Annotated in this window: 23 protein-coding genes; 8 read left to right on the top strand and 15 right to left on the bottom strand. The window is 54.2% G+C overall.

From position 1 onward, the window contains the following. The first annotated feature begins 1 nt into the window (after window position 1). From C5Y83_RS23795 to C5Y83_RS23785, 3 genes are all read left to right on the top strand, one after another. Window positions 2-949 (top strand): ATP-binding cassette domain-containing protein, encoded by a 948-nt coding sequence (locus C5Y83_RS23795; protein WP_105332298.1) that lies wholly within the window; start codon window positions 2-4, stop codon window positions 947-949. Continuing rightward, entirely contained in the window at window positions 946-2,574 is a 1,629-nt protein-coding gene (locus tag C5Y83_RS23790) for an ABC transporter permease (protein ID WP_105332297.1), read from the top strand. The genes C5Y83_RS23795 and C5Y83_RS23790 overlap by 4 nt, the downstream gene beginning before the upstream one ends. A gap of 154 nt (window positions 2,575-2,728) precedes the next feature. Beyond that, the gene (locus C5Y83_RS23785) at window positions 2,729-3,220 is read left to right on the top strand and encodes a hypothetical protein (protein ID WP_105332296.1); all 492 of its coding nucleotides are present in this window, start codon (window positions 2,729-2,731) and stop codon (window positions 3,218-3,220) included. A gap of 14 nt (window positions 3,221-3,234) precedes the next feature. On the opposite strand, the gene C5Y83_RS23780 is transcribed toward C5Y83_RS23785, so the two are convergent. From C5Y83_RS23780 to C5Y83_RS23725, 12 genes are all read right to left on the bottom strand, one after another. Beyond that, the gene (locus C5Y83_RS23780) at window positions 3,235-5,094 is read right to left on the bottom strand and encodes a secretin N-terminal domain-containing protein (protein ID WP_105332295.1); all 1,860 of its coding nucleotides are present in this window, start codon (window positions 5,092-5,094) and stop codon (window positions 3,235-3,237) included. A gap of 56 nt (window positions 5,095-5,150) precedes the next feature. Then, entirely contained in the window at window positions 5,151-5,795 is a 645-nt protein-coding gene (locus C5Y83_RS23775; protein ID WP_105332294.1) for a hypothetical protein, read from the bottom strand. Then, entirely contained in the window at window positions 5,782-7,299 is a 1,518-nt protein-coding gene (locus C5Y83_RS23770; RefSeq protein WP_105332293.1) for a PilN domain-containing protein, read from the bottom strand. The genes C5Y83_RS23775 and C5Y83_RS23770 overlap by 14 nt, the downstream gene beginning before the upstream one ends. Window positions 7,300-7,307: 8 nt before the next feature. Next, window positions 7,308-7,697, bottom strand: a complete 390-nt coding sequence (locus C5Y83_RS23765) for a hypothetical protein (RefSeq protein WP_105332292.1) — start codon at window positions 7,695-7,697, stop codon at window positions 7,308-7,310. Between the two features lie 9 nt (window positions 7,698-7,706). After that, window positions 7,707-8,225, bottom strand: a complete 519-nt coding sequence (locus C5Y83_RS23760) for a hypothetical protein (protein ID WP_146117903.1) — start codon at window positions 8,223-8,225, stop codon at window positions 7,707-7,709. Further along, window positions 8,215-8,646, bottom strand: a complete 432-nt coding sequence (locus tag C5Y83_RS23755; protein ID WP_105332290.1) for a hypothetical protein — start codon at window positions 8,644-8,646, stop codon at window positions 8,215-8,217. Before C5Y83_RS23755 ends, C5Y83_RS23760 begins: the two co-directional genes overlap by 11 nt. Before the next feature lie 140 nt (window positions 8,647-8,786). Then, on the bottom strand, window positions 8,787-9,251 hold the full coding sequence (locus tag C5Y83_RS23750) for a prepilin-type N-terminal cleavage/methylation domain-containing protein (protein WP_158262495.1): 465 nt from the start codon (window positions 9,249-9,251) through the stop codon (window positions 8,787-8,789). 47 nt (window positions 9,252-9,298) lie between these two features. Then, window positions 9,299-9,625, bottom strand: a complete 327-nt coding sequence (locus tag C5Y83_RS23745) for a competence type IV pilus major pilin ComGC (protein WP_105332288.1) — start codon at window positions 9,623-9,625, stop codon at window positions 9,299-9,301. 132 nt (window positions 9,626-9,757) lie between these two features. Further along, window positions 9,758-10,900, bottom strand: a complete 1,143-nt coding sequence (locus C5Y83_RS23740; RefSeq protein WP_105332287.1) for a type II secretion system F family protein — start codon at window positions 10,898-10,900, stop codon at window positions 9,758-9,760. 9 nt (window positions 10,901-10,909) lie between these two features. Further along, window positions 10,910-12,601 (bottom strand): GspE/PulE family protein, encoded by a 1,692-nt coding sequence (locus C5Y83_RS23735; protein ID WP_105332286.1) that lies wholly within the window; start codon window positions 12,599-12,601, stop codon window positions 10,910-10,912. A gap of 25 nt (window positions 12,602-12,626) precedes the next feature. Next, window positions 12,627-13,016: a response regulator gene (locus C5Y83_RS23730; protein WP_158262494.1), complete on the bottom strand. Its 390-nt coding sequence runs from the start codon at window positions 13,014-13,016 to the stop codon at window positions 12,627-12,629. Window positions 13,017-13,286: 270 nt separating this feature from the next. Beyond that, entirely contained in the window at window positions 13,287-15,041 is a 1,755-nt protein-coding gene (locus tag C5Y83_RS23725; RefSeq protein WP_158262493.1) for an ArnT family glycosyltransferase, read from the bottom strand. A gap of 165 nt (window positions 15,042-15,206) precedes the next feature. Between C5Y83_RS23725 and C5Y83_RS23720 the strand changes: the two genes are divergently transcribed. Together C5Y83_RS23720 and C5Y83_RS23715 are read left to right on the top strand one after the other, a co-directional pair. After that, window positions 15,207-15,998: a phosphatase PAP2 family protein gene (locus C5Y83_RS23720; protein WP_158262492.1), complete on the top strand. Its 792-nt coding sequence runs from the start codon at window positions 15,207-15,209 to the stop codon at window positions 15,996-15,998. 97 nt (window positions 15,999-16,095) lie between these two features. Beyond that, window positions 16,096-16,686 (top strand): hypothetical protein, encoded by a 591-nt coding sequence (locus tag C5Y83_RS23715; protein WP_105332282.1) that lies wholly within the window; start codon window positions 16,096-16,098, stop codon window positions 16,684-16,686. A 73-nt stretch (window positions 16,687-16,759) separates the two neighbouring features. Here C5Y83_RS23715 and C5Y83_RS23710 read toward each other — a convergent pair whose 3' ends face one another. Further along, the gene (locus C5Y83_RS23710; RefSeq protein WP_105332281.1) at window positions 16,760-17,428 is read right to left on the bottom strand and encodes an FKBP-type peptidyl-prolyl cis-trans isomerase; all 669 of its coding nucleotides are present in this window, start codon (window positions 17,426-17,428) and stop codon (window positions 16,760-16,762) included. A 127-nt stretch (window positions 17,429-17,555) separates the two neighbouring features. Then, window positions 17,556-18,977, bottom strand: a complete 1,422-nt coding sequence (locus C5Y83_RS23705; protein ID WP_105332280.1) for a DUF1570 domain-containing protein — start codon at window positions 18,975-18,977, stop codon at window positions 17,556-17,558. 308 nt (window positions 18,978-19,285) lie between these two features. Here C5Y83_RS23705 and C5Y83_RS23700 point away from each other — a divergent pair, with 308 nt between their 5' ends. Together C5Y83_RS23700 and C5Y83_RS23695 are read left to right on the top strand one after the other, a co-directional pair. After that, entirely contained in the window at window positions 19,286-22,729 is a 3,444-nt protein-coding gene (locus tag C5Y83_RS23700; RefSeq protein ID WP_105332279.1) for a secretin N-terminal domain-containing protein, read from the top strand. Between the two features lie 358 nt (window positions 22,730-23,087). Beyond that, window positions 23,088-23,354: a hypothetical protein gene (locus C5Y83_RS23695; RefSeq protein ID WP_105332278.1), complete on the top strand. Its 267-nt coding sequence runs from the start codon at window positions 23,088-23,090 to the stop codon at window positions 23,352-23,354. Window positions 23,355-23,549: 195 nt separating this feature from the next. Here C5Y83_RS23695 and C5Y83_RS23690 read toward each other — a convergent pair whose 3' ends face one another. Further along, entirely contained in the window at window positions 23,550-25,091 is a 1,542-nt protein-coding gene (locus tag C5Y83_RS23690) for a hypothetical protein (RefSeq protein ID WP_146117900.1), read from the bottom strand. Between the two features lie 317 nt (window positions 25,092-25,408). On the opposite strand from C5Y83_RS23690, the gene C5Y83_RS23670 reads away from it, so the two are divergent. Then, the gene (locus tag C5Y83_RS23670) at window positions 25,409-26,173 is read left to right on the top strand and encodes a hypothetical protein (protein ID WP_158262491.1); all 765 of its coding nucleotides are present in this window, start codon (window positions 25,409-25,411) and stop codon (window positions 26,171-26,173) included. Window positions 26,174-26,418 lie beyond the last annotated feature (245 nt).

The following is a 26,418-nucleotide window of genomic DNA, read 5'->3' as shown; positions in this document are numbered from 1 at the left end:
CATGATTGCAACGCGCACTCCTGTCATCGAACTTCGACGACTCCACCGATTCTTCGGCAAGACGAAAGCCGTCAATGACGTCTCGTTCGAGGTTTACCAAGGACAAGTCTATGGTTACATCGGCCCCAACGGCGCCGGCAAAACGACCAGCATGCGCATTCTCGCGACGTTGGATTTGCCAACTGCGGGCGACGCATTGATCGATGGGTATTCAGTGATCAACGATCCTGATCGCGTACGTCGTCGACTAGGTTTCATGCCCGACGCATTTGGCGTTTACCCAAACGTGAATTGCCGCGAGTATCTCGACTTCTTTGCCCGTTCGTATGGTTTACGAGGGCGCGAACGCCGATTGGCGATGGATAAAACGATGGAGTTCACTGGACTCGACGTTCTCGCCGAGAAGCCAATCAGCGGACTCTCGAAAGGGATGAAGCAGCGATTGTGCCTTGGCCGGTCGATGATTCACGATCCGGCAGTGTTGATTCTCGACGAACCAGCCGCGGGACTCGATCCGCGAGCTCGGATTGAATTGCGAGAAATGATTGCTCGACTCGCTAAGAATGGGAAAACGATCCTGGTCAGCTCGCACATTTTGACGGAGCTGGCCGAAATGTGCGATGTCGTTGGTATCATCGAGCAAGGTCAACTTCTCGCGACTGGCAGCGTGGCCGATATCCAGCGTGGCCAACTCACCAAGAGCCGCGTTCGCGTCCGAGTTTTAGAGAACACCCAAGGTCTTGCCGACTGGCTGGCGGCCAAAGAAGGTTATGACGAAATCGTGATTGATGGCGAACTGCTTCACTTCTCCCACATCGGCGAACGTGCGGAAGAGGCACTTCTGCTGAAAGAGATGATCGAGACCGGTTTTCGTGTCGCTGAGTTTGGGGCACGGCACTCGACCCTGGAAGATGTCTTCCTCAACGTGACGAAAGGCCGAGTGCAATGACAACGGTCGAACTCAACAACGAACAAGCCGCCACCGAGCCTGCAAAATCGAATCAAGGGTGGTGGCAAACGATCGACGGCCATCTGGAAGCATGGGGTGAGTACCTGAACCCCATTCTGGTCAAGGAAACTCGCCAGGCGCTAAAGAGTCGTCAGTTCGCCGTAACGTTCGGCTTAGTGCTGATCACCAGTTGGATTTGGTCGGTGATGGCGATCTATCTTCGCTATCCTGGGATTTTGTATTCTCCGGATGGACCGTTTCTGCTAGTCGGTTATCTCGATATTTTGCTGTTCCCGCTCGTCGTGATCATCCCCTTCTCAGCGTTTCGTTCCCTTGCCTCCGAGCGAGAAGATGGAACGTTTGAACTGCTCTCCATTTCGACGCTGACACCACGGCAGATCATCAATGGAAAGCTGGTCAGTTCGATCTTGCAGATGCTGGTCTACCTTTCGGCACTGGCCCCCTGTATCGGCTTCACCTACCTGCTGCGTGGGATCGATATCATTACGCTGGCATACGTCATCACCGTGGCATTTCTCGCCTCGATCCTTCTCTCCGCTGTCGGGCTCGTACTGGCATGCGTTACCCAACAGCGGCACTGGCAGTCTGCTTTGTCCGTGATTGTGATCTTGCTGTTCATCTTCCTGTTTGGGATTGGCGTGACGATTAGCTATGGCGCGATTTACGAAGACACAGGCTGGCGAATGTACGATCAGCAAGAATTCTGGATCGTTACGTTTGCCTTACTAACTGTTTACGGGAGCTACCTGCATCTGATCATTGAGGTCGCCGCAGCTCAGATTACATTTGAAAGCGAGAATCGCTCGGCTGGGATTCGTATCGCCATGTTGATTCAGCATTTCCTAGCCGTTGGCTGGTTGGGATACGTCGCAATTCAAATCCCTCGAGAAGAAGAATTCCTCCAGATCCTGCCGACGATCTTGTGTTTGCACTGGTTCATCATGGGCTCGTTCATCAACGGCGAATCTCCGGTATTGTCTCCCCGAGTGAAACGGACGATTCCCAGTTATCTTACCGATCGCCTGTGGCGTAACTGGCGGATTCCCGGTCCGGATCGTGGTTACATCTTCGTCTTAACCGGGCTCTTGAGCGGCGTCCTCGCGACTGCCTTTCTCGCGTGGTGCAATACGTTCACAAGCCTAAGTACTTCCGAAGCGACACGCTGTATCACCTACAGCTTCGGCCTGTTGGCTTATACCGTGTTCTTCTTAAGCGCTGGCCGACTCCTGCTGCGGACGATGAACTTGATTTTCCGGGCGGACATCTTCGTGTCCGTAATCACGCACGTATTGATGTTGATGGCAGCGATTATGGTGCCGCTCGGATTTCAGGTGCTGTTTAATCGGACGATGGATTCTTCGTTCAATCATTGGACCAACCCATTTTGGTTCTTCATTAAGGCGATGAGCAATCGCAATTTCGTCGAGTCGCCCGAGGTCGTTGTCTTTCTGATGTTCCTTGGCATGATGGCAACTGGCTTGATGCTATTGAATATCATGCTGGGGGCCGCGGAACTCGTACCGAGTCGCGCCAAAAGTGGACGCGAGGAAGAAGAATCGCCGGTCGATCTCCCCCCGGAGGTCGAGGACCCGCTACTCTCGTAAGCGAGGTGATTGGGATGTAACGAATATAGCGTTCGTTCCATTTCTACCGATGCGGTATGCGGCGGTCCTCTCGCTACATAGGCCCCTTGCTTGACGCGTTGACCTACCTTTTAGCAGCCCTTCCTTTCCTTGCTGCGAATCTTGAAGTTCGACCATGGTCCTCCGTATTACCGTCTTCCGAAACGCACTTAGCCTTCTGGCCTCTGGTCTTTCAGCGACAGGCTGCGGAATTGCCCCGATTTCATCGCCTATCGCGACAGAACAGGCCACCGCTCCGGTTCAACAGCCACCCGAATTGGCAGAAAGCGAAGATTCGCCGATTGTTGCCGTCTCCGAGGCGACCTCTCACAAGGTGACACAGCCAGTCACTAGGATGACGGAGAAAGTTGCGGAGAAGCGAAATCCTTTTCAACCGCCGTCCGTGACAGTGCGAACCGTGACACAGCGTCATATCGAGAAGTCTGATCTTCGTCTTCTCGGAATTGCGAAACGACAAAACGACCGATTCGTCATCCTCGAGAAAGCTGGAAAGCTGCACAAAGCTTCCGTCGGCGACTTCGTGCTCGACTGGGAAGTGACACACGTCGAAGAAGAACAAGCCACCCTCCGACGTGGCCTGGAAGAAATCAAGCTCAGCATCGACTAGCAAGTCGCTTGTTGCTATCGCACGATTGGCAATCGCTGTGGCAGGTGCGATTCACGCAGTAGGGGTCCGTTCTCCGGCGGCAGCACTTCTTCGTACATCATTGGCCCTTGTTGCGGCCCATGAATTGGTGGCCCATTCTCGACGGGCGGTGCTTGCAGGTTGCGTCGCGGATCAGGACCAAACGACGTCGCACGTACGCCCGGCGGTGGCGGCGACATCTTGGGCCACGGGTACTTCGAGGCGAATGGAATAGCATCGAGCTTCGCCGTCGACTCTTCGTACGCGTCGGTATGCCGACAATCCATCGCCATCGTGGGACAAGGCAAGATCTCGGTCTTGAGGAACACCACCAATTCGCTTTCACGAACTTGGGTTCGACGATATCGGAACAACTTTCCGACGTACTTCAAATCTTTCAGGTAAGGGATACCGTTGTCATTGCTGATGTCGATACGCTGTCGCAAACCACCAATCACCAAGATCTGACCATCGGCGACGCGAACCGTTGTGCTCGTTTCGCGGCGGTCGATGATTGGCTGTGGGTTCGCCCCGTCACTGTAGCCGGTCAAGCGGCTGAAGCTGGGGACGACATCCATTTCGATCGTTCCATCCGCAGCAATTCGTGGTGTGACAGTCAACATCACGCCCGCTTCGCGGAAAGCAGTTGTTCCGATATTTCCACCACCCGATGTCTGCGTCAGTTGCTGGTAAGGAATTTCCGTGACGATTTCGATCGATGCTTTTTCACGATTGACAACCACGACGTTCGGGTCGGCCAACAGACGGGAATCGTCCATTTCGCGAACCAGGTCGACAATCGCCCGCAGATCGAAGCTGCCGCTGAGCGTTTGGAAGGTCATCACCCCAGTAGGATCTCCGGCCGCGGTCGGAATTGCCAGTGCGGACTCAATGCCAAAGATGTTTTGCGAGACACCATCGGCGTTGGTGCGTCCCTTGAAGGCCTGACTCCAGTTCACACCGAGGCTTTCCAGGTCGTCCAAGTCGATGTCGTAGATCAGCGCCGTGATCCGAACTTGCGGCTTGGGTACGTCAAGTCGCTGAAGCATACTCTCGATCATACGGAGGTTATCAGGTCGATCGATCACAATCACCTGATTTTCCGATTCCACCACGGCAGCACGCCCATCGGAACTGATCAGCGACTGAATTGCCTCCAGTAGGCTCTTAGCGTCGATATACTCAGGTCGGTAGTTCAAGACGTCGGTGACGACACGGTTACCGGGAGCTGCGCCCGAATTGGCGGCGACCTGATCGATTTGGTTTGCGGCTTCGCGAATCGACGCGAGGTGGCTCGGATAATCGACAACGGCTAGGCTGTTTGCCGAAGCGATTGCTTGAATCGAACCCCCTTTCGATTTCAGAGAATCTAGCGCCGGGATGATCTCGGCCGCGTTCGCATGTCGCAAAGCGATCGTATCGGATCGGAACATCGGATTCGACGTCCCCAATTCTGCTAGCGGTACAATCACGAGGCTATCGCCAACCGGTCGATAGCCGTATCCATTCACCAGTAGGATGGAATCGAGAATGTCATACAGCGGAGCATCCCGAAAAGTACCGTTGATTTGACCTTCGATGCGGCCTCCCAGGACGACGTTGATGCTCCAGATCTCGCCAATGGTATAAAGGGCTTGCTGAAGCGACGTATCACGAAGCGTGAGATCACCGCGCTGTTTCAGGGCGGCTTCGATGCGTGGGCTGATTCCTTCAGCCGAGCAATAAGGCGTTAGGAAGGAGACAGCATAGATCACTGCCAGGCACATGACGCCGCGCAGCAGCCCGGCCGAACCGAGCAGATCTCGTTTCGCTGGGGAACCTAAGGCGACTGTTTGGGCGTCCTGGCCGTTTGGCATTCCGTTTCTTTCACCTAGTTCTGGCAGTAACTTTCAAACCCTTTGCCGAGTGAAAGCTACGATACTGGCGATATTTCCTTCGTTGCGCGTCGAATCCCGAATAGTTGCAAGGCAAGCTCTAATTGAAGCTGTTCTCCCCGCACGTCGAGCGTCCGGAGATTGAGCTGTTGAATGCTCATTTGAACATCCAACGACTCGAAGCTCTGCATAAACTGCTGGATCTCGTCGAGCGAACCACTCAACGTTAACCGCAATTCACGGACCTCCAATTCATAGTCGGTCTTCTTTCCCCGCTGGGCGGTCGAAACCGTCGTGATCGGATGATCGAACTTATGCCATTGCCGTACTCGCACGTTGCCTAAGTCCACTTTTCGTAAATGACAATGGGCATCGCGGGCCAACTGAACAATCGACTCGCGAAGTGCATGAGCAGCATCCTCGTCAATTGTTCGTCGTTGATGGGTCTCAAGCTCCTGCTGAATTTCCGCATACTTCGATCGAAGTTTCGGAAACCAATCCTGATCGCGTCCTCCCTGTTCCAACGAGAGTGCGACATCCTCCGATCGTTCTCGTAGTACGGAATATTCTTCGGCGGCCGGAATAAGTGTCACAAGCGCTACGAGAAAAGTTACGATTATGCCGACCATCGCCGCGGCGGGATGCCACAAAAGACGGATCATTGCTGATTTATATGCTTCCATCTTCTTGATCCTGTAATGCTTCCTGATCGTCAAAGTCACAGTAAATGGTGAACTTTACCCCTGGTCCAGAGGGCGTTGTCGTCGGGATCACTCCTTCCACGCTAGCTCTGGTGACAAAGGGAAGTTGCCGAATTCGCTGGACGTAATCGAATACGCTTGCCTCGGCAAGCGAAGCCCCTTCTACCGTCATGTCGCCACGTGAATCTAGCGCCATGCTGGTCAGCCAAGTATCTTCTGGCACGTCCCTTCCAAGCTGTCGTAACCAAGCCCCCATGGGCGGACGCGGAATCTGGTCGCTGATCTGTTTCTGAACGTTTAACAACTCGCGGCCGCGGGTCAGCTTGCCTTGGATTTCGAGGGCTTCACGATGGACCGGTTCAAACTGTGCTGCCTCGGCAACTCGCTGATCTAATTCCCAGCGCTGTTCCAGCAAATACGACCAGACCATCGCAGCGACCAATAACACCGCCGCAAGCGGGGTGAATAGTCGCAAGATGCGAGGGACAATCGGATCGTCGGCATCCGCGTGTAAGCGTTCCAATAGGTTGGGTCCCGGAGTCGCGTGCTCGCGAATCGCCAACAAACCGACACCGGCTGCGGGGTAATAAGGTTGTGGCAAGTTGTCTGGCATAAGGGAAGGCGCATCGCTGGAGGATGCTACTTTCAAAACCCTAACCGGCATCGTCAGCTTACTGGCAAGTTGCTCGTAGATGGGCCCCAAACGCTGCTGATCCCCTGACAGGTAAACCGATGCAATCGAGGCCTGCATCACGCGGGCATGGCGACGACAGTAACGTTGCAGACGCTCTAAGTGGTGAACCAATGCGTCGACCACGTCTTCCTGCTTAGCAACACCCGCTGGACGATAATCAAGATATAAGCGTCCTTGGTAGGAAATCGCGATCTCAACACCCGTTTGACCAGGGCACATCAACAATACAGGTGCTTCGCGATCGACTTCCATCGCGCCCATCAAACGGCAGAGCGAAATCACCGACGGCTCGATGGAAATGACCGAAAGGCCAACCGACTTTGATATTTCGAGAATCGCCTCGATCGTCTGGCGATGCACCACCGAGACAGTCGCATGCTGGTGACGTGGATCTTGCTGAATGATATTACCAGCGACGACCTTCGGGCCATGCCCGAGTGAGAGATACAAATTACTACGCGATTCGATTTCTCGAATTTCATGGAGCACGTTCTCGTTGGTATCACTGACAACCCGCGTCACACAGAATTCACCAGAGAGCGTGATGTAGGTCGCTTCGACGTTACGTGGCAACTTCTGCAGCAAACGTCGGAAGGCATCCTTTAACCCAATGGCGCCTTCAGTCGAACTGATTTTCAAATTGCCGGATTGCCAGGTTTCTTCCAACGATTGGAATTCAACTACCCGACCTTGCTCGTGTCGAAAGAGGATCGCGCGCACCAGCGTATGACCGATCTGAAGTGTCAGAATCGGCCGGTTGCTGTTGGTCTTGTTGTTCCGTTTTCCTACCATGATTCCGTCTAGCCGCTGGTACTAATCACACATTCCAATCGACGCGTTACGCTGCCTGCATCTCCTTTCGAGGTAACAAGCACCTTTCCAGGGTCACCGTCCACGGCGGTTACCGTGTAGCGATTGCCACTGCCTGGGGGCAATTCGATATTGCTGAGCGTTCCTCGCCATGTTGCGTCTTCTTCCAACATGGCGGCGGCGTGATGCACCCCGGCACCTGCCAAGTACTGAGCATGATCGTAATCTGCTGTATTTCGATAAGCAGCGAACTGCGTCGTCAATCCGTTACCAATACCGACCAACAGCATTGAAGTTAAGACGATTACGATCAAAACCAACAACAGCGCAAAGCCCTGCCGCGGTCCCGTGCGATGTCTGGTTGTGTGTTTGTTGATCATGGCTGAGTCTTATATAAACGCTCGAATCCACACTTTGGTGGTCAACGATCGGGCACTAACGGATCGGCTCGATAGCGTGTAGGTGATCGTAACCTGGACGCATTGCACATCCTCAGGGACCGTCGTCACCGTAACGCCATCTCGTTCATATCCCACGAAGGTCATTCCCGTGATGTTGTTGCCTAGTAGTTGGTCCGCAGTCGTTATGCCGTACATCACGTTCGTTCCGCTATGATCCCATACGACGGAATCACCGCTCGGCATGCGTGCGGTCAACGAGCCGGAGTTATCGGTACCGGCGCTTATCGCCGTAACTTCTTCGCACTGTCGCAACTCGCGAACCAAGTGCCGCAACACGCCAGCCGCCGCTTCGTTTTGTAGGTTATCGCTCCGGTAGTCGAGCCACGTGTCGTAATTCACACGAAGCAGCACGGAAACTGCAGTTACCATCGAGACGAGCAACGTCACCGATAACAGCAGCTCCAATAGGCTAAAACCATTTCGTGTTGTATATGCTTTACGTACCATCTTGGTAAATCGACATGCTCGCGACTTTGGTCGCGTAAGTCACCTTTCGTTCGGACGCATCCAGTGCGGCATCGCCATCTTCGTCGCTCCAAACGGTGACCTGAACCACCATTAATCGTCCATCAATTCCGCCATCACCCGCTGCGGTTGAGCGCGATGCTTGGTATCGCATCCCGGTCAGCCCTGGTTCCGTGAACGTGCCACTTTGCGAACCGGTGACGAAATCATTGGCCGCAATCGACAGTTGTTCTTCCAGCTTGCTCACGGCCATCAAGTTCATCTGATTCCAAGTTTCCAATTCATACCCGGAATGAATCGCGGAGCTCATGAACTTCATGGCCGGAATGATCGCCAGCCCCAACAGCAAAGTGGCAATCACCACTTCGAGCAAGGAGTACGCTTTCTGGGATGACACAATCATGACTCACTTCCGGGGAACTCTCTCCTTCGTGGAAAGAGGTAATACCTAGCGCGCGACGTGCGCAAAAGGACTCCTAAAAATAGGTCACCCGATACGACCGTCAATCGAAGCGAGTCGATGCGAGAAGAAATCCGCGGGAACTACAGTTCTTCGAGCAGCCCCCAGCCGGTGGCGGCCACAACGGTAATCCGATGTGTGCGGTCTGGACCTGTGAACGTGAGAACCGGTGCGACAGTTGCCAGCCCTTGAAAGTCGAAAGTCGCATCCCCGCCGGTCTGAGTCACCGAGGTCTCTGGGGTAAAATCGTACGGTCCTTCGACAATCGTGGTGACGGTTCCGATGCGTTCGACTTGAAAACCGCTGATCACGCCGCTCGTACTTAGCAACCGTACGCGGTGGTTATCGCCGGTCGAGATGGCAGATGCTCTGGCTTGTCGTAGTGCCATTAGAATGCGAAAAGAGTCGGTACCATTCGCCAAGTTGCCTTGGATACCAGGGGACAGACGGGCCGCACCGACGGCTGCCAAGATTCCCAGCAGGACGACCACTGCGAGGAGCTCGAGCAGGCTGAAACCTTGTTTAGGAAACGGAAACGACCGCGGCACGAACGGTGCGCGGTCGCATTTGTATCTTGATGGCAAGATCATTGAACTTAATTCGCGACAACGCGATGCGTAGTCCCGTCGACGGAGTAGGTCAACGTGTTGTCGGTTGGGACAGCGGGAACGCCATCTGGCAGGTAATCGGTTCCCAAGTCGGTCAACGCCGAGGGCCAAGACCCCGTAGTGACGAAGTAGCGTTCCACCGCCGAATTCAAAGTGGCAATATTGTGTTCGTGAACGCGCTGCTTGGCTAGGGTGCTCGAGGTGCTCACACGGGGAACGACGATTGCGGCAATGATCCCGAGGATCACCACCACTGCCAAGAGTTCCAGGAGCGAGAAACCACGACGTTGTCGATTCACCTTGGCTTGATACATTTTCTTCACTGCTATGCTACGAGTTTCTTAATAAGGTGTTTCTCGGATTAACAGCCCCAAGTTCGTCGAATTCGTGCGAGTTGTTTCTAACTCGTAATTCGACCACACAACTGTAGGTTGCGTTCTTAGCGCTTATCTTTCCACTAAATCCAACATTCCAAACATTGGCATGTATATTGCCAATAAGATCCCTCCGACCATGAAGGCCATCAGAATCGTTGTGATTGGTTCAACCACGCGTACGAAGTTATCGGTCTTGCGTTCGATATCTTTCTTCAGGTGATCCCGAATTTGGCGACTGGTTGTGCCTAGGTTTCCGGTTTGTTCCCCAACAATGACCAGTTGGCTCACTACAGGGGGAAATAGCTCATGATGGCGATCCATTTCATGGCTTAACCGCTCTCCGCGGCGAACCGCACGTCCGAGCGAACCAATTGCTTGATCGACGGCCAGGTTACTGACCGTTCCTTGGCTCTGAGCAAGTGCATCGGCCACGTGAAAACCACTTTCGAGCATCGTGCCGAGCGTATCCATAAACTGCAGCATCGAGATATCAACCAGCCATGGACCGATTAGGGGTAATCGCAACAGTCGCCGGTCCATCGCGATTGCGAGACTGCGCTGCTTTCGGATATGACGGATCGCGAGTCCAAGTCCTAATATCGCCAGTAAGATGATCCAACCGTAAGCGTTCAAAAACGCCCCGGTATTAACCAAGACTTGCGTCGGTAAGGGAAGCGGGATTTTTGATTTGCGGTACGTCTCTTCGAAGACGGGCAGAATGAACATCATCATGAAGACGCAGACGCCACTACCGGCGATCGTGACAATTGCTGGGTAGCTAAGCTTCTTGATAATCTTTCCGCGAAGTTCGTTGTCGTTCTCGAATTTGTCGGCGATTCGTCGTAACACTTGAGGAACGTTGCCTGAGCGTTCACCCACACGAATCTGCTGAATCAAGACTTCGTCGAACGTTCCGTCCTGGCTGATCAGGGCTTTTGAGAAGCTATCTCCACGCTCGATTGCGGCATGTAAGCCAAGCAGGAGACCACGGCACGATCGCATCGATGTTTCGTTGGCGATTGTCACAATCGCCTTCGGGAGGGTAACGCCGTTTTCCAGAAGGGTCGCCAGATTCGAGAAGATCTCTCCTAATCGACGAGGCGACACACCGTTCTTCCGACCACCGGGCGTCAACTGAATGGAATGCAACCAGCGGAACACCCCTCCGATGTCCATTCGTTTCGACGTACTGCTTGCGGTTGTGGCTCTCATGATCGCTGCTTAGCTCATCGTCTTGAAATAGGCTTCTTCAAGCGTCGTGCGTCCCGCGACGGCCATCTTCACGCCGGCAGTCAATAGATCGGTCATTCCTTCCTCGATCGCCAATTCGCGCAGCTTCGAGTGCGGCATTCCTTGGTCAATTGCTTCCGACATCTTGGCCGTATTGCTCATGATCTCAAACACCGGCACGCGTCCTTGATAGCCACTGCCCAGGCACTTGTTACAACCACGACCATGATAGAACGTGGCTTCCACAGGAATCTTGCAGCGTCGCGCAAGTGTCTCCAGCATCGCCTGATTCGGCTGGGCGGGCTCTTTGCAGAAAGGACAAATCGTTCGTAATAAGCGTTGGGCAACGCTTCCCAATAACGAACCACCAATCCGAAAGTGATCGATCCCTAAGTCATTCAAACGAGCAACCGAGCCGACCGCATCGTTGGTATGGAGCGTGCTGATCAGCAAGTGACCGGTAAGTGCAGCTTGAACTGCGGTCGTGGCCGTCTCGTGGTCGCGAATTTCACCCACCATGATCACGTCTGGATCTTGCCGCATGATGTACTTCAACGCGTTCGCAAACCCGAGACCGAATTCATTGTCGGAGTGAACTTGCGTGATACCTGGCAAACGGTATTCGACTGGATCTTCCACGGTGACGATATTGCGATGAACTTGGTTCAACTGGGATAACATTGCGTACAGCGTGGTCGATTTACCTGAGCCAGTGGGCCCTGTCACCACCAGCATGCCGTGTGGCTTATCGATCAATTCCTGCAGACGGACTCGATCGACATCGCTAAAGCCAAGCTGATCCATTCGGAACACCTTCGAGCTTTCGTCGATCAATCGCATCACCACTTTCTCGCCCAGCACGGTCGGAATCGTGCTGACACGGAAGTTCACATGCTTGCCACCGTCGTCGATGCTGATGTGACCGTCCTGAGGACGTCGCGTTTCTGTGGTGTCCATGTCTCCCATCACTTTGATACGGGCGATCACCGCCTCTTCAATGTGATTGGGAATGGTCATGACCTGCTGGAGCTGGCCGTCGACGCGATACCGAACTCGCATTTCTGGCTTGTGTGGCTCCAAGTGAATATCACTGGAATCGGAATTGATCGCCCCTGAAAGCAAAGACTTCACCAATCGCACAACGGGCGCGGATTCTTCCTCGTTGAGGGCCGCGATCTGCTCGGCCCCTTCGTCGTGATCTTCCTGCTTGGCGAGTTCTTGCAGTTTCATATCGACAATCGTCTGTCGAGCGACAATTTTGTCGTCAAACCCACGATCAAGCGTTTCACCAATTTCGCTGTTGAATGCCACGATCGGATCGACCGGATAGCCGGTGATCAGCTCTGCTTCGGAAATTGCCTCGATATCGTCCGGCGCGGCCATAGCTAGGACCAAACGACGATTCTTAAGCGCGACAGGAACCGTGTATCGCGTTCGCGAGAATTCCTCAGGCAGCAGTCGCACCAACTGCGGATTCACGGCGTCGGGAACGAGCGTTTCGAACGGCACTTCGAATTGTTCGGACAAGGCCGAGCCAACTTGTTCACGCGTTACCCAACCACGACGTAACAGAATGGCACCCAGCATACCCTTGTCAGAACCCTGACTGCGCAGAGCGGTTTCCAACTGCTCTTGGGTAAGCTGTCCGCGTGCTACCAGAATGTCGCCCAGACGTCCTGCCATGGTGTGTCTCTATTTCGCTTCGTATCTAAGTGACCGATTCCGGGGATAGGAGCTGGGCAATCTTGTGTTCCAGCATGGCTGGATCGTAAGGAGTCACGAGGTAATCCTTGGCCCCAGCCTTGAAGGCCTTTTGCACCACATCGAGATTCGGGTCGGTGGAGAACACCATAATGGGTGTCTCGTGCGTCGATTCGCCGATCTGCAATTGGTTGATCAGCTCAAGGCCCTTCATGCCAGCGAGTTCCAGATCGACAATCACCAAATCAACACGTTGCTCTTCGCACGTGCGTAGCGCCGCGTCTGAGTTCTCGACGATCTGCACGTCGAAGCCCAACAGCTCCAAACGAAACGCGGTAATATCGGCCATCAGCGGGTCATCTTCGACCAGCAGAATGAAATGTTTGCTCTCGCGCATGGCAGCTAAACCTTGAACATCATGTCTTCGATGTCGACATTCGACGCTCAAACTTAGCTTTCGCATTAACGCAAGCAAGTCCGATGGCAAATCAGAGTCACTCAATGCCCTACGATCGCCAATATCGGTATTACCAGAACGAACCCTCTTCCGCTTCCCGCAATTCAATAACGGGAAATGCGTCCGATTTTGTCGGACCGAGGCGATAGAACACGACCGCGCGAAGCTTCACTTCTGCGGTCGCTAGCTAATAGAGGTGGAAGCGAAAGCTTAGCGAGCTTCCGTCACCTTTCGTACCGCGATCTCAACTAGCTCAGGCGAGGGGCGTAGTGCGATCAATGGATAGTTTTTCAAGAAGTAAGGCTCACGCGCTACTTCCACCAACTGGGCACGTACCGATTCGGGAAGCTCTTCCAGCTTTTCTGGCGTGGTGAGCACAATGGTGTTCACCCCCTGTGAGAACTCTCGCTCTAAGTCTTCTGCTGCGTCTGGAACGAACTTCACTGGCTGCCGAGCATAGTAAACCCAGCTTGCTTCGCTTACGCCGTAAGAGCACAGGGATGCCTCCGGCGCAGCCTGATCGATCTTGGCCAGCAATCGACCAATCGCTTGATGATCGGAAACACGCTGGGCTACGAGCCCGAACAGGCCGACGACAAACAAGGTTGCCATCACGGCAAAAGCGGTGAATGCTTTCGGCATGTCCGACTGACGTCTCCACCACCAAGCCAGGATTCCACCAACGACGAGCACAACACCAACGATCGGTACCAAGTACTCGCCAGGCAGGTAAATCCGCGCTGCGACCGCTAGTCCAATCGTCATCATCACGCCGACGAGAGTCGTCAACCCAAACGTCAGGTCGTACCATCGAGGCGAAATCTCAATTTGCCGGGAAGTGATTCGCGTCACGAAGCAGCCCAACAGCAAGGCCAACCCCGGATAGAGTGGGGTGACGTAGCTAGGCAACTTCGTCTGAGCAACCGAGAAGGCGGCCAACCATACACCGACCCAGCACGAGCAGAAGATCAAAGCGGCACGTGTTTTCGATTCGACTCGCAGTTGCCGAGCCAGATCGAGCAGCATCGGCGAAAAGAAAACCGACCAGGGGAAGAAGCCAACGCAGATCGCCAGTAAGTAGTAAACCGGTGGACCGGAATGCCCTTCAAACGCGGTCACCGCACGATTCAAATTGTGTTCGAGGAAAAAACCTTCAATCCAGCGAAAGTCGCGAGCAGCGACCCACAGGTACCATGGTAGCGCGACGCACAAACAAGCAGTCACGGCGATGATGGGTCGCATGAACCACACGGTTTTCAGGAAGTGCAGCGGGAAGAAAGGGCGCGTCAAAGAAAGTAACCACTGCCACCACGTGTTCGCAGGTTCGGCGGTCGGCAAACGCATGATCAACAAAAACATGCCGATGATGGCGGTGGGCAGGACCAAGCCGACCGGGCCTTTCGAAAGCACCGCCAAGCCTAACACACCATACAGCAATGCGATCTGCCACCACTGTGCTGGATAGTAAGTAGTCCCTTGGGAGTCCGCATCTTTATCTTCCCGAAAGCTGAAGCAGACAAACACCCACATTCCAAGTGCAACAAAAAAGATCAACGGTGCATCGGGGGTCGCAGCACGGGCAGCCACGGTGAACATCAATGTCGTCGCGAGACAAATACCAGCCCACAGACCAGTGCTACGATCGAATAGACGCCGCCCCATGTCGTATGTCAACAAGACGGTCAGTGTGCCGAGCACCGCCGAGAAAAACCGAGCACTAAATTCGTTGATGCCGAACACCGAATAGGCCGTGATCATCAACCAGTACAACAACGCGGGCTTGTGCGTACGGAGTTCGTCATTGAAACGTGGCACCACCCAGTCGTGTGCCTCGATCATTTCAATCGCGCATCCAGCATTGCGTGGCTCGTCTCGGTCCCAGAGCTTGGGCCCGCCGAGGTTCGTAAAGAAGACGATCACGCTGAGGCCGATCAACAGCCCCAGATTTCCTTTTGCCGAGGACATGGCAGCATTCCTTTGCTTGCATGCAGTTCTGGCCAGCAGTCTACCCCAATTACCAGCTCTCGGCCAATGGCACTTCCCTCGACGATTCTGCCATTGGTCATTTCCCAGGAAGCCGCTAAGTTGACGATAGCACCCTTTACTTGAACAAGCGGCTTGAAATTCCTCGTGTCCACTCAGTACGCCGAACCCGAGATGCAGCATCGTTCTCTCGAAGAGTCGTGTAGCAATCCGTCTCCCCCCTGCCCTGCGACCCTGCCGCAAGACAAGCAATTTGATGGGCGTTACTTTTTGATTCTCTCAGTAATTTTGGCCATTTGTGGCGGCCTATCGCTTTTCCTAGACAGTGCGATCAGCGGACAATTGGCCGAACCACCGCACGAGTTCCGTTACATTGGCGGCGATCTGAAAAAGCTAATCTCGCTAAGCGAAGTGTTCGGGCACGGCACCGGCGTGGCGATGGTCGTATTAGCCGTGTTTGCGCTCGATCTACAGAACCGCTGGAAAGTTGGGCTGCTGATTGCGACCGCCTTCGGGGCTGGGCTTATGGCTAATGTCGCCAAGTTCATGGGGGTTGCCCGTCAGCGTCCGCATGCGTTTGACTTTTCGCAACCGATCTGGGATAGCTTCTATCAAACGTTTCCGTTCCTGCATTGGTTTTCGCAGGAGGAGTTACGTCAGGCGGCCTATCAAAGCTTCCCCTCTGGCCATTCCGCCACAGCTGCGGGACTGTGTGTTGGGTTGTGTTATCTTTATCCGCATGCTCGATGGTACTTCCTACTTGTTGCTGGGCTGGCGTGTTTCCAGCGTGTGGCGTTTCGGATGCACTTCACTAGCGATGCGTTCCTCGGCGCAGCGCTGGGGATGGCGACGGCGACACTCCTGCTGATGTACGGTCGGGTACCCGAGATGATTGCCTGGGCGGAACGTAAAATTAGAGGAAGTGCGACAACTGAGTAGGCCTGTTTCGCTGATCTAGAACAAATGTTTGGCAAGACGGAAAACATTTGTCACACTCCACAGGATGTTCAATCTGAAATCCTGAAAGGAGCGTGGGATGACCTCCGTCGTATGTTTACTCGCTGTTCTCTCGGCACCACCAACGCCTAGTTTAGTCGATGAGGTAAAAGTTGCCGCGACCGAATCACCTGAGCAACCACCACTCAAGCCGTTCGAAATTCGGCGTGCTTTGCACGCAGCACTTAAAGACGAAGCCACGAGCGAAACGTTCAATAAGCGTTACGATGCCACCGAGCGGCTATGTGCTTTATTCTATGAAATGATGCTGAACGACGACTTCCCTGAACTCGACCGCCAAAAATGGCGTGCCCGACTTGTCTCGCGGTTGCGGTCAGTGCGCGATGACGTTGAGAAGAATCTTCCTCCGGAGACAACGAGCTACGACCGCACCGAGGAAACATCATCGTCCATCAGCCAGGCACGTGGTGGAGGTGCCATCGATCAACGGGGTGCCGACGAGCTGATCGATCTGATTACGACGACCATCGCCCCGGAAACATGGGAAGTGCACGGCGGGAACGGCAGCATCTTCTATTACAGCAACCTCCGCGTTCTCGTGATTCGCCAAACCGAAGAGGTGCACGAAAAGATCGGTGGTATCAATCGCGGTCTTCGCGCCGGGCCATAATTTGGTTCAACGAACAAAAAAGGCCCGCTGATTTCAGCGGGCCTTACGTAATCTACGATCAACCGATCATCGATTACTTGATGTCGAGTAATTCGATGTCGAAGATCAGCACAGCATTCGGCGGAATGCTGCGATTGCCTTGTGGGCCGTAAGCCAAGTCAGAAGGAATGTACAATTTCCACTTGCCACCAACCTTCATCAGTTGCAGCGCCTCGGTCCAGCCCGAGATCACGCCGTTGACGGGGAATTCAGCTGGCTCGCCACGCTTGTACGAACTATCGAATTCGGTGCCATCAACCAAGACACCCTTGTAGTGGCAGACAACCGTGTCGGTTGGCTTTGGCGTCGCGCCAGTACCTGGCTTGATGACTTCGTATTGAAGACCGCTCTTAGTGGTTTTGATACCTTCCTTCTTGGCGTTTTCAGCCAGGAATTCTTGGCCTGCCTTGGCAGCGTCCGCAGCCTTCTTCTGCATGTGAGCTTGAACCAGAGCTTGGAACTGCTGCAAAGCAGCTGCGGTTTGCTCTTCGCTCAGCTTCGAATCTTGGCCGGACATACCGTCACGGAAACCCGCGACGAGCGCGTCGATATCAAACGGAACGTTGGGATTGGCGACTTCGTTCGCAATATTGCGACCGATTGCGTAAGAGGCTTTTTGCTCTGGTGATTCCAATTTAATCTCCTGGGCATAGGCCGCCTGGGCGACCAGCACCATCGCAATGGCGCATAGTGAACGGATCATGAAATTCCTTTCGGGCATAAGGTGGGATCCCGGGATGGGTTCGGTCCCTTGAACCATTTGAAGGGTACCGGCATCAATTATCAGGGTTTTCCCCGGCCGGGAAAAGAGAGGGGTACGGCAAAAATCGCTAGTTAATCGAACGCAACCACTGCGAAGCAGCCCGTTCCGCAGCCGATCGATTAGGCACAATGATCATATCGACCTGTGCTTGTCTTTGCTGAGCAGCATCCAGCTTACGGATTTGTTCTTGTTGCCATTTGTTGGCCAACTGGTGACTGTGAAACACGTTGGCCGTACCGAAAATACGGTTGTTGATGTTGATTTTGACCGTTGCGACGTAGTGTTGAAACTCTTTCAGCGGATGATCGTATGGCTGCTGCTTGAGATGCTGAATCATCTCGCGTTCGAGTCCAGCCGAGTCAGCTCCGAAAAACTCTTGAAAAAGCTCGCGATTACTCGTCACTTTTCCTTCGTCGTCAGTGGCTAAGGCCCCTTCCAACGGACGGGTCTCGCTGACGCGTTTCATGAACTTATCGAAGTCCAACTTATGCCGGCTGGCCAGAAAATGGGTTAGCGCCCATGCAGAAGCGTATCCGGTCGATGTCAATCGTTGGGCTCCGACGGTATCATCGATCATCTTGCCATCGGCCTGAGTTGCATCCCGCGCCTTGAGGTAAGACTCGAGCTCGAACATTCGCATGTCGTTGATATCCCCAGCGCCTTTCCAGCGATTCCGCTTTCCGAAGTCGGTCGGAGCGTAGTATTCGGCGATACCCTCTGAAATCCACATCGGCCATCGGGAAAGTCGTTGTTGCACACCAATGTTGTGCAAAATCTGATGTGCCCCTTCGTGCGAAATCGTTGAGATTGCCTGGCGGTAGTAGAGTTCCCACTTAAAGGGCGTTTCCGTCGGCTTCTCGTACATGACGACATGGTTTTCCAATGTGTCATAAAACGCGACCACACCATCAGGCAATTGAGCGAATTTCTTATATTCGGCTTCTGTGGCAAACATGATCACCACTAGCGGAACCTCGGGATCGTGAACGTCAATCTTCTGTCGCTTCGCGTGGGCGGAAACACCTGGCAACATCGACTCCATGATCCGCATCGTCCCTTGAGCGAACTCGTTGGAGGTGTTGTAAACGAAAATGAAGTGACGCGAAGCGAAGGTTCGGAAACCTGGGTGCTCGGCTTTTAGTTTCTTTTCGAGATCTTTTCGATCCATTCCCTCGAATGGCTTTTCAGTCTTCTTGACCTCGGAAAGCTTCTTGGTGATTAACTTTCCATCGGGGCGTTCCACAACCAAACTATTGCCGATTGCAACGTGGATCTTACCGATTTCGGTCTCCCCATCGTCGTTGCGGTACTCGACATTCCCCTTCACGTCGTAAAGGACAAGCCCCGGCGATATATCGAGGCCGAACGCGCGTGGATCAGGCACTTTGACCCGAGTTGCCTGGGCCGAAAGCGTCGATGCAGAAATCGTGAGAATCAAAATCGCCAGGACTCCCCCACCACGAGGGGCTCTACGCTGTCGATACCGCATGGGCACGTTCCGTCAGAAAATCGAATTACCAGAAGAGAACACTCCCCCCATATAGGCCAATCGTGCGATGGGCAGGGGTTCGCTACCACCTATTGTCGCGAAGGATGCACCTCCAGCAAGCATTTTTCTTAGTACCATCCTTTGACCGCGCGGAAAATGAAAAAGTTTCCCGATTTCTGACACTTAGGGCGATTAGTGGGGTTTAGATTACAGTGAGTACCCTAAGGATAGGATCGCGCAAGCTCGTGCGTTTCGCACCGCTCTGATCCCCTTGTACAAGATGTTAACACTATACCCTACAGTAACTTATGCACGCCATGCTCATCTATTCTCTTCGCGGCAAGCTGGGTTTCGTCATCGCCACTATGCTCGCGGCATTGGTAACGATCGCACCCTTGAGCACGCTTCAGGCAGCAGACCCAACCTACGTGGGGGCACTCGCAACGGCTTTAGAGGAAGAGATCGCCACACAATTGCAGATCGGCGAGGAAACCTACATGAAGCTGCGCGTGCTAGCGTACGAACGCGAAAAGAAAGCGGTCAACTTGGCGATGGAGCTCAAAGGGGCTTCTCCAGCGGAACAGCGAGCGAAGCTCGCTCCATTTGTTGCTGAGTCCGAAAAACTAGCGATGGAGTTGCTAACCGAAGAGCAGCAAAAGATGCTGCAGAAGATCCAACTCCAGAAGAAAGGCTTGGCCGCGATTTTGGATCCAGCGGTTGCCGGCTCGTTAAATTTGGCCGAATGGCAGAAGAAGCAAATCGAAGACCGGCTTGCAACGGCCCAACGTCCGGGAGCTGGCACACGCGAAATGGCAGAGTACGAACGATTCGCTAACAAACTTTTGAGCGATTCGCAGCGGGCCAAGTGGGAAGAACTCGCCGGCATCACAGAAACGGCCACACCGATTCCTGCCGATCAGGTTGTTCCCCCCAGTGAAGAAGAAGCTGTCGAACTAACTGCCGCTGCTACGAAATCGGCCGGTGAAGCAGGTCCAATGCGGTTCAGCTTTCGTTACCAACCATGGGCCGACGTGCTCGACTGGTTCGCCGAAAACGCGGGACTCTCGCTGGAGATGAACTCTCCACCTCCGGGCACTTTCAACTACGTCGACGGTAAAGAGTACACGCCTGCGGAAGCTTTGGACGTGCTGAACAGCATCCTCCTGACCAAGGGGTACACACTGGTTCGCCGCGAAAAAATGCTGATTGTCGTCAACTTGGAAGACGGAATTCCACCAAACTTGGTGACGACGGTCGCCATGGACGATCTCGACAACCGCGGTGAATACGAGTTGGTGAGTGTTCTCTTTGACCTGAAGAAGATGAAAGCGGAAGAAGCGGAAGCCGAGATCAGCAAACTGATCGGACCACAAGGCTCTGTTGTCGCACTCACCCAATCGCAACAGGTTTTCGTGACCGAGACGGGTGGTCGTTTGCGTACGATCCGCGACATGATCCAAGCGGTCGAAAACCCCTTCGGTAGCGATGTGACGGTTGTCGATACGCAGAACTTGATGGCCGAAGAAATCTTGACCGTCGTGCGTCAATTGCTTGGCTTCGCCGAGGGTAGCAACACGGCCGAAGATGGCTCGCTTCGCATTGCCAGCGATACGTTGGGCACCAAGATCTTCCTGACTGGCAAGAAAACGGCAGTCGAGAAGGCCGAAAAGCTGATCAAACAGGTCGATGTCCCTGGCGGTTTTGGCACTTCACCTGCCGATCAATTGCAGTTGGAAGCCTATCCACTAGGTAGCCTCGATCCAGAAACAACGTTGCAAGTAATGCAGACCTTGTTGGCCGGGAACCCAGATGTCCGCGTGACGACCGACACCAACACCGGGAATATCATCATTTTAGGTCGGGCCAGCCAACACGCGACCGTAAAGGCCACCCTCGCACAGCTTCAGCGTGACTCGAAACAATTCGACGTTATCCAACTGCAAACCGTTGACCCTCAAATGGCGGTCCTTTCGATTAACAAGCTGTTTGGTGGATCAGGCGAAAAGCCGAACCCCAATGCCCCGATCATCGATGCCGATCCGCTGACGGCTCAGCTGTTGGTTCGCGGCACCGCAGAACAAGTGCGTCAGATTCACGATCTGCTGGAAAAGATGGGCGAAGATCCTGACGCAGCCCTGGCAATGCAGGCTGAACGTGGCAATATCCGCTCCATCCCGCTTACGGGAACGGCCGCAGAACGTTTGATGAACGAATTGGAAATGTTGTGGCCCACGGTAAGCACCAGCCGCATTCGTGTCGTTCGTCCCGCAAATGCTCCGTCCGTTCGTGGCTTGAACGCACCACCGCAAGTCGACAATCCAAACACAACCACCAAGCCGGCGTATGACGAAGCCAAAATGCCTCGTCCGCCGATCGACACCGAAGCTCGTCGTGCTATTAACGGTTTGTTCCATTTTGTAGATTTCGATCAAGATGGTGACTCAGACGAAGCAGGCCCCTCGTCTCGTAGTTCCTCGAAACCAGCCGCTCCGATGATTATCAACGCGGAAGGCCCTGAACTGACCGATGCTCCGAGCCCTTCCGACCTGCCGCTACCTTCAGCCAATCAGCCTGCCGGCTCGATGAGTGGCAGCGGTAAGCCTGGCGATATCGTGGTGATGATGGGCCCACGCGGTTTGATCATCGCCTCGGAAGACCAAGAGGCGCTAAACAAATTGGAAGCACTCATCGAGACGCTCAGCAATCGTTATTCGTCGTCGTCCGATTACACCGTTTACTACCTGAAGTATCTCAAAGCTGACGTCGGAGCTGCGATGCTCCAAAGCGTGCTCACTGGCGTTGTCCCTAGCGATGACGGCGGCGGGTCGCTGATGGGAGATATCGCTTCCGAAATGCTCGGTGGTGGCGGCGGCTTGATGGGTTCACTGATGGGCCTTGGCGGTTCCAGCACGTCCACCTCGCTCAGCGGAGGGTCGCTCAGCATCATCCCCGACATGCGGCTCAATGCGTTGTACGTCCAAGCAAGCGTCGAAGACCTCGACAAGATCGATCAACTGCTGAAGGTGATGGACCAACCACACAGTCCCGAAAGTGTGGAAACCAAGCGACAACCACGCATGATCCCAGTTCTATACACCAGTGCCCAAGAGATCGCCGGTATCGTGCAGCAGGTTTACGCTGATCGCATCGCCGCGAGTGGCGGTGGCGGCGGACAGCAGCAACGACAACCATCGCCAGAAGACTTCATCCGTGCCCTGCGTGGCGGCGGCCGAGGTGGTCGTGATGGTGGCGGCGGTGGTGGTGCCCAAAGCGAGCCTGAGAAGATGACCATTGGTGTTGATACCCGCAGCAACTCGCTCGTTGTCTCCGCTCCGGATCCACTCTTTGAGGAAGTGAAGACTCTGGTCGAGCAACTCGATATGGCTGGCGACGACACCAACCAAACCATGCAAGCCGTGCGAATCCGTAGCTCGAATCCAGAAACGCTACAAAAGGCCTTAGCCACGATCACTGGCCAACCGGTCACCTCGAGCTCTAGCACCAATAACAATAGCAGCAGCACCAGCAACAATTCGTCGAATACCACACCCACGCCAAATGCTCCGAACCCTGACGAAATGCGTCAGCGAATGGAAATGTTCCAGCGAATTCGTCAGCAGATGCAAGGTGGCGGAGGTCGTGGCGGCGATACTGGGGGCCGCGGCGGCTTTGGCGGTGGCGCACCCAGTGGACGTGGTGGCAGTGGCGGCCGAGGCGGATTTAGTGGTGGCGGTGGTCGTGGTGGCCGCTAATCCAACGATTGCCTAGATGTTCTATGTTCGTGGCAAGACTCTTATGATTTGCCACGAACCGACTGCAATACTTATTCAGTAAGTTCGTTGTCAGGAAGTGGTCCGCTTCTTACTCATGTGGAGCATCCTTTTCATCTCTTTGCTTTTTTGCAACTTTAATCTTTGAACTAAGCGACTAAGTTGTAACTCTGTACTAATCCGCTCAATTCGTCTGTCATGCCATTCCTGTCATGAATTTAGGTTCGGTAAAACTCCCAATATGGTTAACCGTTTGTTTTCGATGTGTTATCGCGGAACGGCGTAGCCACAGGATGGCCTTAACTGTTCATTCCGCAAGCAAACGAATCGCAACCCATCCATGGCATCTCTGTTGGAGACCGTTCGCCAAGCCGTCCATTTCGACTGGGATCCGATCGGAATCTCGGAGCACTGTCCGGAACCTGGAGAGTACGACGCTTATGTCCCTGGACTATGCGAGTTGCTGCATCGTCAGGCCTCAGAAGTGGAGCTGTTTCGCTATTTATGGATCGTAGAAACCAAGTCGATCGGCTTGCAGGGCAACCAGGAAAGAACCACACGTTTTGCCCATTGGCTGCACGGACTCGACCTGGATGAACTAACGTAAAGGCGGGCTTCAATCCTAGATCGTTCACGGTGACAGTTTGTCTGCAAGCGAATCAATCGGGTAGACGGATTAGACTGAGCGAGATTGACCTAGCCCGAGAGAAGCCTCACAACCCAACAAAAAATCGCCGGTGATCTCAAAGATCACCGGCGAATTGATAATTCAGAACTTTACGTCAGGCCGTTCAACGGACGACTATCTGCCCTCTACGGCCAAGCATTCCTTGGCGGTGATGATACCGTCTCCGTTCAGGTCATACTCCGCGAATTCAGCGGCTTTGGTTTGGCTCCATGACGTGCTGTATTCGTACATCATGATTTGGCCATCTTCATCCAGATCGCTGCGAGTAAACCAGCTAGGAAGCCCATCTGGCAGCCGTTCGGTCGCCGTGAGGAAGCGATACGTGCTTGGCTTAGCACCTTCATCTGAAGACGAGGATCGATCCCCGCCCCGAGATGAACGATCACCCCGATCACCCCCGCGACCACCGAAACCACGTTGGGCGAAGCCTTTCATGCGTTCGACCATCTCGTCCACGCTGATCTTCTTGTCGTTGTTCTTGTCGTAGTCGAGGATATTACCGCCCCGCACTTTCTCGAGTTCGTCTCCGTCGACGAAGCCGTTTCCATTTTCGTCGTATTGACGCATCTGCATTTCAGCTATGGACTTATAACGATCTTCGTCGTTGCCACCGTCGCCACCGCCGAAGAAACCACCTCGGCCACCAAAGCCGCCACGACCGCCACCAGGAGGGCCACCGCCTGGTCCACCAAAACCTCCTGGAGGGCCCCCGCCGAAGCCTCCACGGCCACTAAACCCGCCACGACCCCGATCGTCGCTGCTTCCACGGTCACCACCACGGTCGCTACCTCGGTCACCAAAACGACTACTGCGATCTTCTCCACGGGAACTGCTCGAACGGGAATCTTGCTGCGATGAAGAGCTACTGCCCCCCCTCGTACTAGCGGTTCGAGCACTCAATTCGTCCATTGAAAGACGACCATCTTTGTCTTTATCGAAGCTAGTTGGATCTCCGCCGAACCAGCGAACATCCTGCCATTCGGTGCCGTCGAGATAGTAGTTTTTATTCTTATCGTATCGCTGTAGCATGCTCATCGTACTGTCGACGACGCTCTTGCCGTACTTCTCTTCCAAAGCTTTAGTCGAAAGGGGCGGAGCGGCATCAAACCCAACCGCCATAGCGACTTCCGACGATTCGCCAAACGTCATAGCGGCCGATTCAATGCCCTTTTCTCGTGCTTCGCGTGCCTTTTGAATCGCATCGCCGGCGGCATCAATCTTGATACTGCTGTTGTTTTCCATCCCGGTGCCAGCCAACATCCGTTTGACGAACTCGCCACCGCGCCCTTCCAGCTCGTCCCCCTCTAACTGGCCGTTTCCGTTGCGATCCATGCGTTTCAGCATGTCGACTGGATTGAACTGAGGGAAACCTCCTCGGCCACGATCGTCACCACCGCGGCTACGGTCATCCCCACCTCGACCTCGGTCACTGCCGCGATCGCCACCTCGGTCCCCGCCCCAGCGGGAACTTCGATCGTCACCTCCGCGTCCACGATCGCCCCGGTCGCCACCACGATCTCCGCCGCGGTCACCTCCGGGGGGACCTCCACGAAAACCTCCTGGAGGTCCTTGCGCACTCGCAGAATCTGCGAGAATTCCGCCGAGCGAAATCAGCACCATGGCCATTCCCATGCGTAGCGATAATCCGACGTTCATCAATTGGCACCCAATATGTGGCTGGACAGAAAAGGATCACAGTAAATTTAGCTTTATTACCACGCAACCAGATCGTTAAACCCCGATCTCCTTAGGTCGGTTGTGCCCTTATTGCCCAATTCTGAAGAAAATTTGGGATTATCGGCATCGATCCGAAAATTTCGCCGGAACCTTGTTCTCTGGAAATGGTTGACCCTATCTGAACGTTGACTCCCCTCCTCCGCATCTCGTTGCGAAACAGGACCGCGAGTCCGCAAATACATTTCTTCCGCCCCGCTCCCGGGCGGTGCCCCTCACTTTTCAATAAAGGTGCGTCGATGAAATTGCTGGTTGCTTTGGTTTGTGCGGTGGCTCTGGCCTTCGCATCGAGTTCCGTCATGGCTCAAGGACCTGGCGGTGGTGGATTCCGTGGCGGCCCAGGTGGTGGTGCCCCAGGCGGTTTTGGCGGCGGATTCGGCGGTGGTGATCTATTCTCCCTGCTGAGCAACGAATCGGTCCAGAAGGAAATCGAACTGGTTCCTTCGCAAGACGAAGACATCCAAGATCTGAACGCCAAAATGCGTGACGATATGCGTGGGATGTTCGGCAATTTGCGTGGCGCCAGCGAAGAGGAACGCCAAGAGGCATTCGACAAACTGCGTACCGCTCGTGAAGACGCCGAAAAGAGTCTCGCGAAGATCCTGATGCCAAATCAACTGGAACGCTTGAAGCAGATCCAGGTTCAACAGCAAGCGCGCGGTCGTGGTGGCCTATCATTCACCAGCGGAGAAATCGCGGATGAACTCGGCCTGACCGAAGCTCAACTGGAAGAACTTCGCAATAAAGCGGAAGAACTGCAAACCGAAATGCAGGCCAAAGTCGCTGAGCTTCGCAAAGAAGCGGACGAAGAATTGGTCAAGATGCTGACCCCAGAACAGCAAGCGAAGTGGAAGAAGATGGTCGGCGAACCATTTGAAATGGTCATCGAACGCGGCGGCCCAGGCGGCTTCCAGGGTGGACAACGTGGCCAAGGTGGTCCTGGCGGCCAACGAGGTCAGCGTGGCCAACGCGGACAACGCGGTGGCAACGACGGCGACATCTAAGTCGCTACCTCCCAGGTACTTGCACTCGGGAACCGAATCATTCGTTAACCCCTCGCTGGTCTGCCCGGCGAGGGGTTAAGCGTTATGATCGGGACCTGGAAGTTCCGATTTGGAAATTAGCGAAACAAATACCCGTTGCAAAACGTTTAATACTTAGCAAGCTAAAACCAATCCCGTCGGATTTGCCAATCACACAAACACCCCATCGTAGGGGCATAGAAGTTTAACGATTTGGTATAGATTGT

Source organism: Blastopirellula marina, assembly GCF_002967765.1.
GTDB lineage: Bacteria > Planctomycetota > Planctomycetia > Pirellulales > Pirellulaceae > Bremerella > Bremerella marina_A.
Note: the sequence above shows the minus strand (reverse complement) of the source record. Positions and strands in the feature narration are given on the sequence as shown.

Coding starts and splice junctions, on each gene's coding strand:
- C5Y83_RS23795 (WP_105332298.1), top strand. CDS start 2: ATGATTGCAACGCGCACTCCTGTCATCGAACTTCGACGACTCCACCGA.
- C5Y83_RS23790 (WP_105332297.1), top strand. CDS start 946: ATGACAACGGTCGAACTCAACAACGAACAAGCCGCCACCGAGCCTGCA.
- C5Y83_RS23785 (WP_105332296.1), top strand. CDS start 2,729: ATGGTCCTCCGTATTACCGTCTTCCGAAACGCACTTAGCCTTCTGGCC.
- C5Y83_RS23780 (WP_105332295.1), bottom strand. CDS start 5,094: ATGCCAAACGGCCAGGACGCCCAAACAGTCGCCTTAGGTTCCCCAGCG.
- C5Y83_RS23775 (WP_105332294.1), bottom strand. CDS start 5,795: ATGGAAGCATATAAATCAGCAATGATCCGTCTTTTGTGGCATCCCGCC.
- C5Y83_RS23770 (WP_105332293.1), bottom strand. CDS start 7,299: ATGGTAGGAAAACGGAACAACAAGACCAACAGCAACCGGCCGATTCTG.
- C5Y83_RS23765 (WP_105332292.1), bottom strand. CDS start 7,697: ATGATCAACAAACACACAACCAGACATCGCACGGGACCGCGGCAGGGC.
- C5Y83_RS23760 (WP_146117903.1), bottom strand. CDS start 8,225: ATGGTACGTAAAGCATATACAACACGAAATGGTTTTAGCCTATTGGAG.
- C5Y83_RS23755 (WP_105332290.1), bottom strand. CDS start 8,646: ATGATTGTGTCATCCCAGAAAGCGTACTCCTTGCTCGAAGTGGTGATT.
- C5Y83_RS23745 (WP_105332288.1), bottom strand. CDS start 9,625: ATGTATCAAGCCAAGGTGAATCGACAACGTCGTGGTTTCTCGCTCCTG.
- C5Y83_RS23740 (WP_105332287.1), bottom strand. CDS start 10,900: ATGAGAGCCACAACCGCAAGCAGTACGTCGAAACGAATGGACATCGGA.
- C5Y83_RS23735 (WP_105332286.1), bottom strand. CDS start 12,601: ATGGCAGGACGTCTGGGCGACATTCTGGTAGCACGCGGACAGCTTACC.
- C5Y83_RS23730 (WP_158262494.1), bottom strand. CDS start 13,016: ATGCGCGAGAGCAAACATTTCATTCTGCTGGTCGAAGATGACCCGCTG.
- C5Y83_RS23725 (WP_158262493.1), bottom strand. CDS start 15,041: ATGTCCTCGGCAAAAGGAAATCTGGGGCTGTTGATCGGCCTCAGCGTG.
- C5Y83_RS23715 (WP_105332282.1), top strand. CDS start 16,096: ATGACCTCCGTCGTATGTTTACTCGCTGTTCTCTCGGCACCACCAACG.
- C5Y83_RS23710 (WP_105332281.1), bottom strand. CDS start 17,428: ATGATCCGTTCACTATGCGCCATTGCGATGGTGCTGGTCGCCCAGGCG.
- C5Y83_RS23705 (WP_105332280.1), bottom strand. CDS start 18,977: ATGCGGTATCGACAGCGTAGAGCCCCTCGTGGTGGGGGAGTCCTGGCG.
- C5Y83_RS23700 (WP_105332279.1), top strand. CDS start 19,286: ATGCACGCCATGCTCATCTATTCTCTTCGCGGCAAGCTGGGTTTCGTC.
- C5Y83_RS23695 (WP_105332278.1), top strand. CDS start 23,088: ATGGCATCTCTGTTGGAGACCGTTCGCCAAGCCGTCCATTTCGACTGG.
- C5Y83_RS23690 (WP_146117900.1), bottom strand. CDS start 25,091: ATGAACGTCGGATTATCGCTACGCATGGGAATGGCCATGGTGCTGATT.
- C5Y83_RS23670 (WP_158262491.1), top strand. CDS start 25,409: ATGAAATTGCTGGTTGCTTTGGTTTGTGCGGTGGCTCTGGCCTTCGCA.